This is a genomic window from Bacilli bacterium (genome assembly GCA_035326105.1).
Classification (GTDB): domain Bacteria; phylum Bacillota_I; class Bacilli_A; order RFN20; family CAG-826; genus UBA7706.
The window spans coordinates 638,173-654,066 of sequence record DAOKYO010000001.1 but is presented as its reverse complement, the minus strand read 5'-3'; the positions used below and the strand labels follow the sequence as shown (position 1 = coordinate 654,066).

Below are 15,894 nucleotides of genomic sequence, written 5' to 3'. Positions count from 1 at the left end.
AAATAAAGTTATTTTCCACTCTTGTGCTTTTCCCAATTCCACGAATCGCGGCAAGCATCTTTAGCTGTCAGTTTTGTTTCCCAATTAAGTTCTCGTTTCGCCTTGCTCGCGTCCGCCCAGTAGGCTGGTAGATCTCCTGGCCGTCTTTTGTCAATCACATAATTTAACTTCAAGTGGTTGACGCCCTCAAAATCGTGAATAAGTTCAAGAACAGAAATTCCCTTACCTGTACCGAGATTATAAACGACAAATCCCGGATGGCTTTCCAATTTTTTCAAGGCCGCCAAATGGCCTAAGGCAAGATCGACAACGTGAATGTAATCACGTTCACATGTTCCATCTTGGGTTGGATAGTCGTTGCCAAAAACATGAAGCGTATCCAGTTTGCCGGCGGCTACACGCGTGATATAAGGCATGAGGTTATTGGGTAATCCCTGAGGATCCTCGCCGATCAGTCCCGAAGGATGAGCGCCGATAGGGTTGAAATATCTTAAAACGGCAACGTTAAGTCCTGGGTTGGCGTGGTTGACATCTTTTAAAATCATTTCAATAAAAAGCTTAGTTTTCCCATAAGGACTTGTCGGGGTTCCTAACCGCATGGTTTCAACATAAGGAAAATCATTTTCCTCGCCATAAACAGTAGCGCTGCTACTAAATACGAGGTTGTTAACCTTAAATTGGCGCATTACCTCAAGCAGCGATAAAGTAGAATCAATGTTGTTCCGGTAATACTCTAACGGTTTTGAAACCGATTCTCCCACGGCCTTAAGGCCTGCAAAATGAATGACTTGGTCAATTTTGTTTTCCTGAAAAACCTTTTTTAACCCCGCTTTATCAATGACATCTAAATTATAAAAACGAGGTTTTTTACCCGTTATCGTCTGAATTGCATCAAGCACTTCTGGTTTAGAGTTAATATAGTTATCAACAATAACAACCTCATATCCGGCATTTATCAATTCGACGACAGTGTGCGAGCCAATATAGCCTGTTCCACCGGTAACTAATACACTCATAAAATTCTCCTTTATCCGTAACCATTTATAATCTTATAACTTTGTATCTAATAAATCTATACTTGGCGACCCGCCTCAAAAAAAGTGACATTCTTCAAAATTCTATTTTGAATAAAAAGCCTTGTACCATTGAGCAAACTTACGAAGTCCATCTCTTAACGAAGTAGATGGCTTAAAACCAAAGTCATCTTCTAATGGCTTTGTATCCGCATAGGTAATAGGTACATCTCCCGGTTGCATTGGGACTAAATGCATATGCTTTTTCAAATCAAAGTCCGGTGGTAAAACCTCAGCTTTTATCAACTCCTCGGCCAAGATTTGCACAAACTCAAGCAAATCCTCCGGATGAGAATTACCTATGTTATAAATTTTATAAGGGGGTATTGGTAGACCATCCTCGCCATTTTTCTTTTCAGGCGCTTTTTGCATAACGCGGATAATGCCCTCAACGATATCATCAATATAAGTAAAATCACGTTTGCATTTCCCAAAATTAAAGATCTCAACCGGCTTATCTTGAACAAACTTATTTGTAAAGCCAAAATAGGCCATATCCGGCCGGCCGGCCGGTCCATAGACAGTGAAAAATCTAAGCCCCGTTGAAGGAATATTATATAGTTTTGCATAGGCATGAGCGATAAGTTCATCCGATTTTTTAGTCGCCGCGTATAGTGAAACCGGATTATCAACCTGATCATCCGTCGAGTATGGAACTTTTTTATTGGTCCCATAAACCGAGGAGGAGGAGGCATAAATAAAATGCTTTATTCCCGGTCTGCCATCGTCATATGAATGCCGGCAAGCTTCTAAAATATTATAGAAGCCAATTAGGTTTGCCTCTATGTAGGCTCCAGGATTAGTTATGGAATATCGCACTCCCGCCTGAGCTGCTAAATTTACAACAATATTAAACTTATTATCTAAGAATAATTTATCAATTAAGTCCTTGTTGGCAATATTCCCCTTGATAAAATTCCAATGAGTGCTCGGATGATTGGCAACAAGACTGGATATTAAGTTTAATCTTTCCTCTTTTATGGAAACATCATAATAATCGTTCATATTGTCGATGCCCACGATTGAAATATCTTCAAATCTTTTGATCAGTTCCATAACCAAATTGGCACCGATAAATCCAGCAGCCCCCGTGACAAGAATATTCAATTTACTTAATTCTAAATATTTCATATATATATTTTTTTCTTTGCTATTATAACATGAAAGTTATATTCGATTCTGAAATTAATAAATTATTTAAGTTATTTATTATTTGAAAAAAAGAAAGAAAACGTAATTTTTTTATTTGAGAATACATATATATTTAGAAAAAAAACATTTAAGAAAAAATTATTTAATATTATATTTCTCCATTATTCCTTCAAAGTACTTTCCAAATATTTCATTATACTTTAATGGATAAAAGGATGAGACTCCTCCAAAATGGAAAAAAGTAAACTCTCCAAAATATATCTTGTTGTTTTCCGAGTATAAATCAATTCTTACAGCCGGAAAATTGGCGGATAATTTCCTGGATAATTCAACCATTTCGTCAAAATTGCTTGGTTTAAGCAAAGGTTGTTTTGAGTTAAAATGTTCATTCATGACTGGTAGATGATTCCATTCCAAATCAAAAAAATCAAAAGTGACATTTTTGTCGCGATTGGCCGCAACGAACAAGAATCTTGGCTCGCCATCAAAGCAAAAAAACTTATAGTCCTTTGGTGCGCATCCATCAACTGTCTTAATGTATTCTTCGACAATAATCTTTTTCTTAATTCCAGAATAGACCCACTCTTTATAAATATTAGAAAAACCATTTGACTTCATATGCTTACTAATTAGTTTATCAGCTTTTTTAATATTCAATTTACTTTTATCTTGTACCAAAAAAACTCCACCAGAATCATTATTTGTTTTAACAACAAAAGAATTGGGAAGCGTGTCGAAATCAATTTGACTAAAGGAGTCGTAAACCCCATATAGTTTTGGCAAGGAATCTTCAAATCCGAGTGAAATCACATAATTACGAACAAGGTATTTATCAGCACAAATTTTAGCTAAATCATTTCTCCATTTTAATTTCAATATTTGAATATAGTCGTTAAAAGAACTTGGGTTATCAAGATTTAAGTGATAGCCGTTTTTAAGAAAAAACATCTCTTCAACATATTGTCTATCGTCCATTTTCGACGACTTCTTTATTAGTTTACGTATTTTAAAATAATTGTTTATGTACGGAAGTAATCTTCCTGTTTTTTTTAAATATTTCGCTCTATTTATTTTTTTGTTAATAACTTTAAGCATTCCCATAAAGATCACTTACGTTTTCCTTTGAATGTATTTTAGTCTACGAACATACAAAAATCAAACTATCTATAACAATAAATGATTAAACTTAATTTTGTAAAAGCCTAATTGATATTTAATAGTATAGTTGAGTAAATTATTGATGAAAATTTGTCATATGGTAAAACTATAATTACTTTTTTCTAACTTCTGAAAGGAGCTCCCAAATATCGTCTCCAAACATTCCTTTTCCAGATGACATTTGTGGCAACCAAGCGCTACCACCTCTCATATTAGCTTCCAAGAGAATTAATTCTCCATTTTCATTAATTGTAATATCCCAGTTTACTATTCTTATTTGAGGAATCAAAGCGTGCATGGATTTTGCTGCCAAGAGAACAGAAGGAAATTGCTCAACTTTATAACCTTCAAATTTAACATGTGAATCCGGATGCTCGGAAAATTTTTGGTTAAATTCAGTAAAGGCAATCGGCCCAAAATTTCCCTCATCATCTACGGAGAGAAATATACCACCAGCGTGAGCATTATCTAAAAAAGAATTGTTTCGTCCCATTCTAAATGTCGTGGGCGTGTTTTTTATTGTTCCATCTTTTAAAATGTAAGTAATTACTCTAAATGTATTAACGCTTGATGGATTAAAAATACTAATTACTTTATTGGGAACAATCTGCTCTTGAACAATAAAATCGTTGCCATATTTTTTAAAAATTGATTCAATATTTGATTTCGATACTAAATCGACTCCATCTTTAATATCGAGAATCGCACATCCGCGTCCAGAACTTGAGTCGATAGAGGGTTTAATAAAACACTTTTCAGCATTCTTTAAGATTGAAAGTGCTTCTTGATAAGAAATCAACTGCAAGTTTCCATTTCGATAAATTCCGTTTATCTTCGACAAAAACGTTTTTGGCGTTCTAATAGAATCTGTTCCTTGCGTCAAGAAAAATAAATTGTTTTTATCTTCCATTGCCTTCTGATAATATTCTCTTGAAATCACATTTTCTAAAAGTGGTATACACAATAATTCCGGCATATATCTATAATCAAAATTACCAGTAAAAGCAGTGTAATGTCTATGCCAAGTATAAGGAATTTTTTTCCCATAATACTTCTTAAAATAAAAATCTATTTGCTTTTTTTGATCTTTTGTTAAGGTGATTGTTTTAAAAATCTTTTTTCTTTTCTTACTTCTAAATTTCTTTATTTCTCGATGCTTAAGACAAAAAATGTAAAATTTTGCATATAGTCCTTTCAATGCTTTAATTAGTTTCCTCATAAACCATTACCTCTTGCATTTATTGCCTTTTTATTTATGCTTTGTAACTATTACATAAAACTGAACTAGAAATTTATTTCTGTTTCTGGGAAATAATCTTAAAACAATGATCAATGAATTCTTGATATGATGAAAATATTTTTGTTGAGTGATTATTATAATAGCAATCAGTTAATGCACTATTATATCCATTTACATATAATTTTTTTGAAAAAGCCTTATTAAGATTCTGCTCATTTGGATTATGCCACAAAGTAAAAAATTCATGAAATTCTTCTTCTTTTGGAATGCGTTTAAAACGTTGATAATAGTATATGAATTGAACCTCAGCGTCATGAAGTAAAAGTGATTCCCGTTTGGATATGTATTGCTCTATGCTGCAGATAAAGTGTGCAGGATTTCCAGCCCATACTTCATTACTGGGGATACTTTTTGTTACGACTGATCCCGCGCCAATAACAACATTATCACCAACTGTTACTCCGCCAAGAACAAGAACATTAAAACCAAAAAAAACATTACTACCAATGCTTACCGGTTTCGCGTTGCCAACAATTGATCCATTAATACCTTTGATAACTGACCAACCAAAATCACGTGTTAGAAGAACAAAACCCGTAGATATTTTTACATTGTTTCCAAACGAGACTAAATATGGTCTAGTTAAGTCAATATGTGTTTGTCTTGGATTAAAGAAAAAAACTCCATTGCCAATAATCACTCCTTTTTTCCGCAAAAACCTACATAAAGATTGTGAGTTTGATTTGTGCCCAAATAAGATTTTCTTAGCCATCTCTTTTATAATCATTTTTATTTTTCCTTTTCAATACCTTTTTTTAAATGAAAAAAGACTTTGTAAAATTCGCGACTAGGAGAAATGCGAAAAATATAAATTGAGCCTAAGGCAGAATAAACAACAATTCCCAATAAGATTTCAAAAACCAAATTTAGCAAACTATCACCCATATAATTTCCGATAAGAACAATACTTCCATACATTATGCTACCAATAACCAAGAAAGGAATCAAATTACCAATGACAATTCTTGGAGAAATGTATTTCCTCGCAAAAAATATTTGCATAATTTGTCCGACAATTTCTGCAGCTATAGTACCAATTATAGCTCCATAAATATCCAAAATAGGAATCAAGGCAAGCGAAATGACAATATTAGTTATTGCTGCAATAATTATGCTAAAAACATACTTCTTATCCTTTTTCTGCGGAATTAGGTATTGCGTTCTAAACAAATCACCGATGCTAACAAAATATATTATTGGACTCAACGCCATCATACAATAGCCAGATGTAACAAAATCACTTCCATAATAATAAATCGAAAAGGGCTTCCCAACAGCCAATATTCCAAATGTAGCCCCAACAGAAAAGAAGGTAATTAGCATTAGTGAAACCAATGAATAATTTTTTGCTTGCTCTATTTTTCCTTCCGCGTTCAATTCGCATATTTTTGGAAATAAAACTGTTCCTAAAACGCCACACAACACCATTGGTACATTCACAATTCTGCTCGCAAACTCATAATATGCCACATTTTCCTTTGTAGACATAAGACCAAGCAAAGTTTTATCGAAAACATTATATAAACTAACTGCTATTACAGCTAAAGCAAAATACAAGATTGGCGCTATATGTGGCTTTATGTCAGAAAAAGTTAATTTGATTGGCTTTACTTCTCTTATGGCCGCAATAAATAGAATTACTTGTGATAAAAATGTTGTCAAATAAGTAATTTCCATATAAGTCGTAAGATTATTCTCCGATTTAACAAAAACAAAAATTAAAGATAATTTCAAAATGGCTAAAAATGTCCCAACTGTCGTAACAAATTTAAAATTTTGTCTTCCATAGAAGAGCCAAGTAATATCAAAAGTAGCAGATAAAACATATATGAATGTAATTGAATAAATTGTTATTTGCGATTTAAATACAGTAAAAAGTAAAATTACATAAACCGCCTGAGAAAAAAAAGATGCAAAAGCATGTAGAGTATACAATGACCAAAAATTTACACGCAACTTTTCCTTATCATCCCTTGTTTGAGCTATCATCCTCTGTCCATATTTAGAAATTCCAAGATTTGAAGCAATCAAAAAATAATAAGCGATAGAATTCGAAAAAGCATAAATGCCAAGTTGGGTCGCACCTAAAACACGGGAGAGATATGGTGAGATAACAAGCGGTGTTACAAAAATAACAATCTGATAAATAGCCTGAAAAACAATATTTACTTTTGTCGTCCCTTTCTTCATAATTTCTCCTTTATTTAAAGCACAATTTATTGAATAATAACCGATTATAAACTAAAAGAGTCTAAACATCTAATCTTGTAAAAATAGCAAGAATAACATTATCACCAAATGACATTGTTTGCAATTAAACCCGCCTATAAAACATTGCTCCGATAGCAATGTACAACTGTGATTTTTAATATATTTTTTTCGTTAATAATTTTGGCCAATTATTTACGAGTGCTTATTTTTATTATGTAGACATATAGTTTAAATACGTTTAAAATTTAAAAAATTTATATTGGTCTTTGCAGTTTTACTGTTTTGAAAAAAATAAATGAATGGAACAATAGCAAAAATATTAGTAAAAACTTGAATAATGGTTGATTCCATTATTCCCAAGACAAATACAAATATAAAGCATACAAGTAGCCCATACTCATTTCTACTAGATGCAATATCAATAGAATGAATAATCATATAGCCAACCAATAGAAAAACTAATATCCCATAGTTATACAACATACGACAGTATGCATTATCAAGAATAAGCGCTTGTGTCGAAGTTGATAATGACTGTGAACTGGAAACATATGGAATATAGATACCAAAAAGGCTAAGCGAAAAATGCTCTTGAACATAATATGTAAAATAGATTCTATTTGATACTAAAGTATTTAGGTACTTTACCAAATCACTTTTATCATATATGTAGGAAAATAATATGCTTAAACCGGCAAGCGAGAAAAAGATTAATAAAACCCAGTTTCGAAGAGATTCGATTTTAATCTCTCTTATTACTGGATCCATAATCACAAAGATGGATAAGACAACAAATAGCAAGGAAGTTGTTCTAGATAGTGTCACATAATATATTATAAAGAAGGAAAAGGCGTAAAAAAGCAAAAGTAAAAGTGTTCTTTTCCTAGAACAAATAGTCCAAAGGTAATATAAACTCAGCCCAATTGAAAAAAGCAATATACCAGGCATATTGGCATGAACAAAGCCCAAATGGTTACGAGATTGACTACCGCGAAAGGAAATTCCGCTTTCTATAAATCCTATTCTTGACAGAATAAAAACAAGCAAGGTTAAGGGCAGAAAAACTTTACAATATATAGCCAGAATTTCTTTAAAATCTTGGCCTTTCGCACCCAATCCAAATACCAACGTATCTAGTATAAATGTACTTTTTGAAAAATAAACTGACATAATACCCGCAAAAGCAATAAATAAAATAGCGAATTCTCTCCCCTTATAACGATCGCATAGAATGATTTTTAATAGAATCATAGAAAAGGAGAGAAGTCTAAATCCTTCAAATAGAATATCGCCATTGCTTGAAAAAAAAGAATCATATAAATTGGATAAATTAAAAACATACATTGCTAATAAAAAAATCAACAATGCTGTGATATAAATATAACTAGACAATTCTCTTTTCTTGCCCATAAATTAACGTATAAATTATATCAAAAAAAAACTAACATTTCTTATAAATCTATTTATCATGCAATTTATTTAATATTTCATTAATTTGATCCTGCCCAGAAAACGTCACTGTGTGCTCGCCCGATGGGATAATTTCATGTTGTTCAAAGTATTGTAAATATCTTTTATACTCGCTGCTATTATTTGCGTATGATCCGTCTGCTACAATTTTTCTTATTTTTTCAATATCGCTATTATAATCCTTATAGTGCAAAAGCACGAGCTGAAGTGGAGCCCTAAAATTGCGTGAATATGGGTATAAGTAGTGACAATTAATCATTACAACATTTTTGGAAAACAAAAACAGTGGATGCTTCTTTATTAAGGGAGTGCAATTAAATACTCTTTCACGCATTCCGCCATAAATGGCCTTAAAATCTCGGTGATAATTTGTTCTAAAAAAATTATCGAAAGAAATAAATTCATCCGAATTATTTGCCTTATACATATCAACCATAACTGCACCATAGGATCTAAATGGTTTTAATGAAGTAAGCGAGTCAATGCTGACCTTATTATAGGTATACAAAAACTCATCACTATCGATAATTAAGTACCATTTATTTCTACCTATTCGTTGCATAACTTGATTGATCCATCCAACTTTGCGAGCCGTATTGAAACTATCTTTAGCCTCAAAAACACAGCAACCCTCATTTAGCAATTTTTCAAAAGTACCATCCTTTGAATCATTATCAATAAATACAAAATTGGTAATCCCAAGACTTTTATAGTGATAAAGAAGCTTCTCTAATTTTGTTACTTCGTTTTTTATTACACAAATTAAAACAGGTTTTGAACTATCAATAATTTTTAAATTAAAACTTTCAAGTTTTGAATCATAAATACCCGAGATAAAATTATCAAAGTATTTAATGTCATATCGACAATTCAAAAAAGACTTAAATACAAGTTTCCAGTCATAATCGACTTCACTAATAGATGATTTTTTTTTGATTCTCTTTTTTAAATAAAAATATTTTAGTGAAAACACATTTTTAATATAAACGAAAAAATTTATTAAATAGTGAAAATACTTATAAGTTACTTGCCTCATAATAATTCTCCATCAATAATTTTACCATAAAATGTTTTCTTGTTTTTTACGTGATAAACAAACTCACTGCCAACAATTTCTTTTTTGTATGATAATTTAAAAAACTGAGTGTTACTTTTTAAACTTTCCCATATATCTTCTGAATATGGCTGATTTAATAAAGGCAAAAGTTCATTAATATTTTCGTTTGTTATTGGAATTCTACTATAGTCATCCTTACAAACCGGAATATTTTCAATAGCTAAAGCTATTCCAAAATCGACTAATAAATAATCTATCAAGAAACTATTTTTCTTCCAGTAATCCATAAAAAAGTCATTTAAAAACTTAAACAAAATTGTCCCTTTAGGTGCATATAGAAGAAATCCTGTCCAACGATTGTTTATTATTAAATTTGTCTTTGTTTGATTTTTAATAGTAAAAAACGGCAAACTGCGCATAGGTTCTAGCGAAACTTTTGAAGACACATAAACCGTAGCGTCAATCCATAATCCACCATGTCTAGACAAAAGATTTGCTCTTATTAAATCCGAAAAGTGAGTCAAAGTTATTTTCTTACTTGCTAACTTAGAATAAATATATGAAGGAAAATCGCAATATTCTTTAATGTTCTCGCTAGTAATTAAAAAAACGTTAAATGATAAAGGAGAGAAATTTCTATAAATTGAATCTACACATTTTTTAACTATTTCCGGAGCAGAATTCACTCCTTGCCACCAAAAAATCCAAACATTGATCTTTTTATTTTCATCAATATTTTTTTCGTTTTGCTTATTTTTGTACAAAGAAATAATTGAAGAATAATCTTCGCATAATCTTTTGTAAATAAGGCGATTGTATTTTTCTTTAGACATAAGTCTAGTGGTTAGACACTTAAATGCAAATGCTGTTCCAAATCCCATTCTCAAATCTTTTATATGTTCAAACTTTTTCATAACTGTTCCTTATTAAGTAAACTTAAATAAATCGATTGCAGCCTTTTGGCATTATCTCTAATGTCAAAACCTTTTTCCGATATCATGGCTAGATTTTTTTCTTCGGTAGCCTCCCGTTGATTAATGAGTGGTGCGCTTTTAATTATTTCTTGAACCCATTTTGAAACATCCGACGCTTCAATTGGAAGAAAATAAACATTAGGCGTGAGTTTAACTTCGCCGGTAATACGATTAGAAATTAAGCACTGCAAATTGGAAATTTGCGCCTCAACAACAACATTAGGTAGCCCCTCAAATAAAGATGGAAAAAGAAAGATATCAGACATCGATAAAATTTGAGCTATATCGTCACGATTTTGTAAAAAGATAACTTTATCACTTAAACCATAAGTTATAACTTTTTCTTTAATCATCGGTAATAAAGGTCCGGTTCCCACAAGGACTAATTTATAGTCATTTTGCTGATCTACTTGGCAAAGCTTATTAAAAACCTCTACCAAAAAAACATGATTCTTCTGATCGACAAATAAGCCGATATTCAACAAGACAATCGTTTTATCCGCAATTGAAAAATCTTCACGATACTTATTTCTATCAAGTAAGCTAAAAGAGTTTTTATCTATATCATTTCCGTTATTTATAACTGTAAATTCTCTGTTGGGAAAGAGCCATTGTCCTGCTTTTTCGCCACAAGCAAAAAAGTCTGTTGCCGTATGATAAAAATATGGGCGTAATATCTTATCAATTATCCTATGATCACACTTTGTGTTGCGACTATGAACTATTCTAATTGGGCATTTTGCTCTTTTAGCGGCAAAAAGCTCCACAGCCATCGTGGCACTGTTGCCATGGATATGAACCGCATCATATTTGCCATTTGAAATTATTTTTTTCAGTTTTGACGCATAACGAAAGGGATGCCTATTGCGGCCAGCAATCGTAAAAAGCATTCCTCCAAAAGAAGAAATTTTTTTCTTCCATTTTTCCGGAACATCCAAATTACTAGACAAAAAATCCGCCTTGACAAGTTGATGATCAATGTATGAAAAGTAGTTCATGACATTATTCGATATTCCATCATTTGCAAGGGGGCAAGTAAAAATAACTAAAATTTTCATTTATGCTCCTTTGCAATATTAACATGCTCCGACTTAAGTTTAACAAAAAACGACGGATGCCTTTTTTTAAAAGAATTAATAAACTTTGCCTCAGCAAGGCACAATGAGCAAGACCGCGTTTTAAGTGGCAATACCATAAAGTGCATCAATAAGCCCTTAGGATGTGCTTTAGCGATAGCTACTCTTGCTTCTGGATCATTTAAAATAGCCTTAATTTTGTCTTTTTTTTCTTTTTTAGATAGCCTATTATTGCCATATAATTCTTGAATGGATTGAACAATACGTTCAGCAAAATATGTATATAAAACATTCCATGCCTTTTTGTTTTTTAAATTCCAATTATCAAAAACGTTTTTTGTATGCAAGTAATGCTCTTTCTTTTTAGCAAATAAATCAAATTTGTACACAAATTCAAGTTCACTTTCGGGGCGAGAGCGAAAATAATGATAATAAGGTTTATCGATAAAAATGGCTGAAGAAATATTCATAATAAAATCCATATTAAAATGATGGTCTTCTAGCTTTGTTTCTTTGTACCTAATATTATACTTTTTAATAATCTCATTTCGATATAATTTATTCCATGGGACACTCAAAATAGATTGGTTCAAATACCTATATGCGTTTTCTCTAAAACTTGAAGCTGACAAATACTCAGCATTAATTGGCATTACTGGATAAGAAAGAAACTTATCATCTTGGTAGTACTCCATAACCCAGCCAAAAACAACCAAATCAACATTTTTTGTGTCGGCTAACTTATAGATACTTTCTAGAGCTTCAGTTTCCAAATAATCATCTGAATCTATAACATATATATATTTACCTTTGGCAATATCTAGAGCCTGATTCCTTGCACAAGCCAAAGACTTATTTTTTTTATTTTCAATAACGACAATGCGTGAATCTAAATTCTGATATTTTGAAATAATCGACGCAGAACCATCCGTGGAGCCATTATTTATTACAATAAATTCATAGTCAGAAAAAGTTTGGTTTAAAACGCTTTGAATGGATTTTTCTAGATAGCTCTCGGTGTTAAACACCGACATAATAATTGAAATTGAAGGCATTTTTTTAATCCTTTAAATTGCTTGATTCAAAAAATTGCAAAAACGAAGGCAATTGCATATCTTTTTCCGCCAAAATCAGTCTATCCTTTCCACCAATTTGTTCCAAAGGCCAACTAACGCCAATAGTTGGATCATCCCATTTTATTCCGCCGTCATATTCACCATAAAATTTTTCTGAACATTTATAGGCCATAATCGAATCTTCCAAGGCTAAATAGCCATTAGCAAATCCGGCGGGAACAAGTATTTCCGTAAAATTATCGCCCGATAAATCAAAACTCATCCATTGTTTAAATGTTTTTGAATCTGGCCTTAAATCAACAATTACATGAAATACGTGGCCTTGGATGCACCTCATCAGCTTTGGCTGCTCCTTGATAACTTGAAAATGTAAAGCTCTAATAACTCCCTTAAAAGATTTTGTGTAAAATGTTTCTTTCAAATCATAGGAAATACCATTTTGTTCAAAAATTTCCTTTGAGTAATCTTTACAAAGTAGTCCTCGGTTATCAGTCGCACAAAATGGGGAAATTTTATATGCGCCTTCGAGAGGAAGTTTTTCAAAAACCCATTTTTGTATCATATTGTACTTTCCTCCTTCCGTAGCCAATCAATAGTTCTTCTCGTGCCTTCGGCAAAACTGACTTCAGCATAAAATCCACAATCAATTTCAATTTGTTTAGTAGAGAAAACTTCTAAAGGCAAATTAACACCTGTGTATTCTATGTTCCCGAAGTTTGGGTACGTACCTGGCGCATTTTCGTTTACCATATCAAGTATAAAATCTCTTAAAGGTCTCGCTCTACCTGAGCCAATAATATAATTGTTATTAGCTTTTCCCTTTATGCCAAGCAAATAGAAAGCTTTAACTACGTCATCAATATAAATAAAATCGTAGTTTTGAGTGCCTGAAGTAAATTCAAGCCTTTCACCTTTTATTATTTTTCTCAGTGTTGAGTTAATGAAACGTGGTGATTTCTCGCCGACTCCATATGTATTAGTAATGTATGCCCAAATTAAATCAATATTTAGTGAATTAGCAATTGGTTTACATAATTCATGAGCGAGAGACTTTCCGATTCCATACAAATAAGAAAGAGTTGGCTGAGTCCCTTGATCATAAATAGCATAGTAAGCTTCAAATTCCATTATAGAGCCAGCAACTACAAATTTTTTAATTCCTAAATCATTCGCGGTTCTTAAACAATTGACTGTCCACAAGGCGTTTTTAACTTGAACATTTTCATCCATTCTAAGTGGTCCGGCTGAGCCGACCCATGCAAAATGGAAAAACACATCATATTCATTTTTCTTAACAATCTTCCGTAGTTGATCAATGTTTTCGACTGTCAAATTTAAAAAAGAAATTTTTGCATCGTCAGGAAGACGATCATCATTTCGTTGTAAGTCAATACAAAGAATGCTTTCTGTTTCAGAATGCAATAATAGTTCCTTTACTAATCTACTACCGACAAAGCCACTGGCTCCCGTTACAATATATCTCATGTTATTCTTTTCCAAAAAAAGATTCTATTTCCGCATCCATTTCTTTAGAAACCGAATGTTGATCTTTTAGATACTCCTTTGTCCATTTTACAACCATTTTTATGGCATCATCAATGTGCCATTTAGGTTTCCATCCGAAAACTCTTTTAATTTTTCCATTATTAAGTTTTAAAAAAGTTGCCTCGTGAGGACCACCATCATACTTGCTTATCCAAGTAATTCCTTCGCCCCATGTTGAACAAAATTTCTCTACCAATTCTCCAGTTGTGACACAGTCACTATCATCCGGCCCGACATTATAATAACCTTGGTATTTTCCGTCATTAAATTGTTTACGAACGATTTGTAAATAAATAAACAAGGGTTCTAAAACATGTTGATATGGCCGGGTTGAGTAGGGATTGCGAACAACTATCTCTTTTTTTGCTTCTATAGCGCGGACACAGTCGGGAATAATTCTATCATTTGCAAAATCGCCACCGCCAATAACATTACCTGCTCTAGCCGTTGATATTGAACATCTAGAGTCCGCAAAAAAAGACTTCTTATAACTATGCGTTGCCAATTCCGAACATGACTTTGAATTTGAATATGGATCAAATCCATCTAATGGATCTTCTTCACGAAATGATTGAGTATCACTATCGTCATTTTTATATACTTTATCCGTTGTAACATTTAAAAAAGACTTAACTGACTCGGTAAGCCTAACACACTCCAAAATGTTGACTGTCCCCATAACGTTTGTTTCATATGTGTATCGTGGATTCTTATATGATTCCCGAACGATTGGCTGAGCCGCCAAATGAAAAACACATTCCGGTTGATACTTCTTAAAAACTTCCATCAAATGATCAAAATCCCGGATGTCGCCGATAATAGAAATCATTTTGTCTTTAATTCCAGACAATTCAAAAAGACTTGGATTCGTCGGCGCCTCAAGTGAGTAACCAACTACCTTAGCCCCGGCTTTTATCAAAATTTTTGATAGCCAAGTACCTTTAAACCCCGTGTGTCCTGTTATTAAAACAATGCGATTCTTGTAGAATGATAAATCATTCATATCTATTTCTCCAAATTTTCCAAGGACAGTCGGCTTTTTTATCCAAATCTTCCAAGTACTCTTTTTCCTTCATTGTATCCATACATTGCCAGAATCCATGATGAACATAAGCATTAAGTTGATTCATTTCCGACAGTTTGGAAAGAACATCTTTTTCAAGAATGGATTTATCATCATTAATTAGCGATATAACTTCTGGTTCAAGCACCATAAATCCTATATTAATCAAATCACCATCAAGATCCGATTTTTCCCTAAAAGCATTAACGTTTCCCGTAGGGCTCACATCAACAACACCCTTGCTTTGACCAAAATTATAAACACATATAGTCCCAAGTTTTCCTGATTTTTTGTGCGAATCCATAACCGCATTAATATCAATATCACCTACTGCATCGCCATATGTAAGAAGAAAAGTTTCATTACCGATATATTTTTTGGCTCTAAGTATTCTCCCTGCTGTCTGAGTTCTTTCACCCGTATCAGCTATAGTCACTTTCCAATCAAATTTTGGTTTTTCATGAACAATTCTATTTCCATTTGAAAAATCAAATGTCACATCATTGGTATACATATCAAAATGGGCAAAGTATTCTTTTATCGACTGTTGTTTATATCCAGCGCATACAACAAACTCATTAAAACCTTGGGAAGCATATATCCGCATTATATGAACAATGATTGGATAGTTTCCAATCTCAATCATTGGTTTGGGCTTAAGATGTGATTCCTCTGAAATTCTAGTCCCCAATCCCCCTGCTAATATGACTACTTTCATGATTGTTTCTCCTTTAAATGA

Annotated in this window: 15 protein-coding genes; all 15 read right to left on the bottom strand. The window is 32.5% G+C overall.

Annotated features, from left to right (window positions below; genetic code table 11):
* Window positions 1–8: 8 nt before the first annotated feature.
* On the bottom strand, window positions 9–1,016 hold the full coding sequence (gene galE, locus PKC96_02930) for a UDP-glucose 4-epimerase GalE (GenBank protein ID HMM00284.1): 1,008 nt from the start codon (window positions 1,014–1,016) through the stop codon (window positions 9–11).
* A gap of 102 nt (window positions 1,017–1,118) precedes the next feature.
* A complete protein-coding gene (locus PKC96_02925; GenBank protein ID HMM00283.1) occupies window positions 1,119–2,204 on the bottom strand; it encodes an NAD-dependent epimerase/dehydratase family protein in 1,086 nt (361 codons plus the stop codon).
* A 159-nt stretch (window positions 2,205–2,363) separates the two neighbouring features.
* Entirely contained in the window at window positions 2,364–3,200 is an 837-nt protein-coding gene (locus PKC96_02920; protein ID HMM00282.1) for an ATP-grasp fold amidoligase family protein, read from the bottom strand.
* A gap of 295 nt (window positions 3,201–3,495) precedes the next feature.
* Entirely contained in the window at window positions 3,496–4,602 is a 1,107-nt protein-coding gene (locus tag PKC96_02915) for a sugar-transfer associated ATP-grasp domain-containing protein (protein ID HMM00281.1), read from the bottom strand.
* A gap of 73 nt (window positions 4,603–4,675) precedes the next feature.
* Window positions 4,676–5,410 carry an acyltransferase gene (locus tag PKC96_02910; protein ID HMM00280.1) on the bottom strand — a complete coding sequence of 245 codons (735 nt, stop codon included), beginning with the start codon at window positions 5,408–5,410 and terminating at the stop codon, window positions 4,676–4,678.
* A 2-nt stretch (window positions 5,411–5,412) separates the two neighbouring features.
* Window positions 5,413–6,873 (bottom strand): polysaccharide biosynthesis C-terminal domain-containing protein, encoded by a 1,461-nt coding sequence (locus tag PKC96_02905; protein ID HMM00279.1) that lies wholly within the window; start codon window positions 6,871–6,873, stop codon window positions 5,413–5,415.
* A gap of 249 nt (window positions 6,874–7,122) precedes the next feature.
* Entirely contained in the window at window positions 7,123–8,304 is a 1,182-nt protein-coding gene (locus tag PKC96_02900; GenBank protein ID HMM00278.1) for a hypothetical protein, read from the bottom strand.
* Window positions 8,305–8,353: 49 nt separating this feature from the next.
* Complete coding sequence (locus tag PKC96_02895; GenBank protein ID HMM00277.1) at window positions 8,354–9,400, bottom strand: glycosyltransferase family 2 protein; 1,047 nt, start codon at window positions 9,398–9,400, stop codon at window positions 8,354–8,356.
* Window positions 9,397–10,335: a capsular polysaccharide synthesis protein gene (locus PKC96_02890; protein HMM00276.1), complete on the bottom strand. Its 939-nt coding sequence runs from the start codon at window positions 10,333–10,335 to the stop codon at window positions 9,397–9,399. The genes PKC96_02895 and PKC96_02890 overlap by 4 nt, the downstream gene beginning before the upstream one ends.
* Window positions 10,332–11,333, bottom strand: a complete 1,002-nt coding sequence (locus PKC96_02885) for a glycosyltransferase (GenBank protein HMM00275.1) — start codon at window positions 11,331–11,333, stop codon at window positions 10,332–10,334. The genes PKC96_02890 and PKC96_02885 overlap by 4 nt, the downstream gene beginning before the upstream one ends.
* 116 nt (window positions 11,334–11,449) lie before the next feature.
* Window positions 11,450–12,526: a glycosyltransferase family 2 protein gene (locus PKC96_02880; protein HMM00274.1), complete on the bottom strand. Its 1,077-nt coding sequence runs from the start codon at window positions 12,524–12,526 to the stop codon at window positions 11,450–11,452.
* 4 nt (window positions 12,527–12,530) lie between these two features.
* Window positions 12,531–13,109 carry a dTDP-4-dehydrorhamnose 3,5-epimerase gene (gene rfbC / locus PKC96_02875; protein ID HMM00273.1) on the bottom strand — a complete coding sequence of 193 codons (579 nt, stop codon included), beginning with the start codon at window positions 13,107–13,109 and terminating at the stop codon, window positions 12,531–12,533.
* Window positions 13,106–14,032 (bottom strand): NAD(P)-dependent oxidoreductase, encoded by a 927-nt coding sequence (locus tag PKC96_02870; protein HMM00272.1) that lies wholly within the window; start codon window positions 14,030–14,032, stop codon window positions 13,106–13,108. The genes rfbC and PKC96_02870 overlap by 4 nt, the downstream gene beginning before the upstream one ends.
* 1 nt (window position 14,033) lies before the next feature.
* Window positions 14,034–15,101 (bottom strand): CDP-glucose 4,6-dehydratase, encoded by a 1,068-nt coding sequence (gene rfbG, locus PKC96_02865; protein ID HMM00271.1) that lies wholly within the window; start codon window positions 15,099–15,101, stop codon window positions 14,034–14,036.
* Window positions 15,088–15,873, bottom strand: coding sequence for a glucose-1-phosphate cytidylyltransferase (rfbF, locus tag PKC96_02860; protein HMM00270.1), 786 nt, complete (start codon window positions 15,871–15,873; stop codon window positions 15,088–15,090). The genes rfbG and rfbF overlap by 14 nt, the downstream gene beginning before the upstream one ends.
* Window positions 15,874–15,894 lie beyond the last annotated feature (21 nt).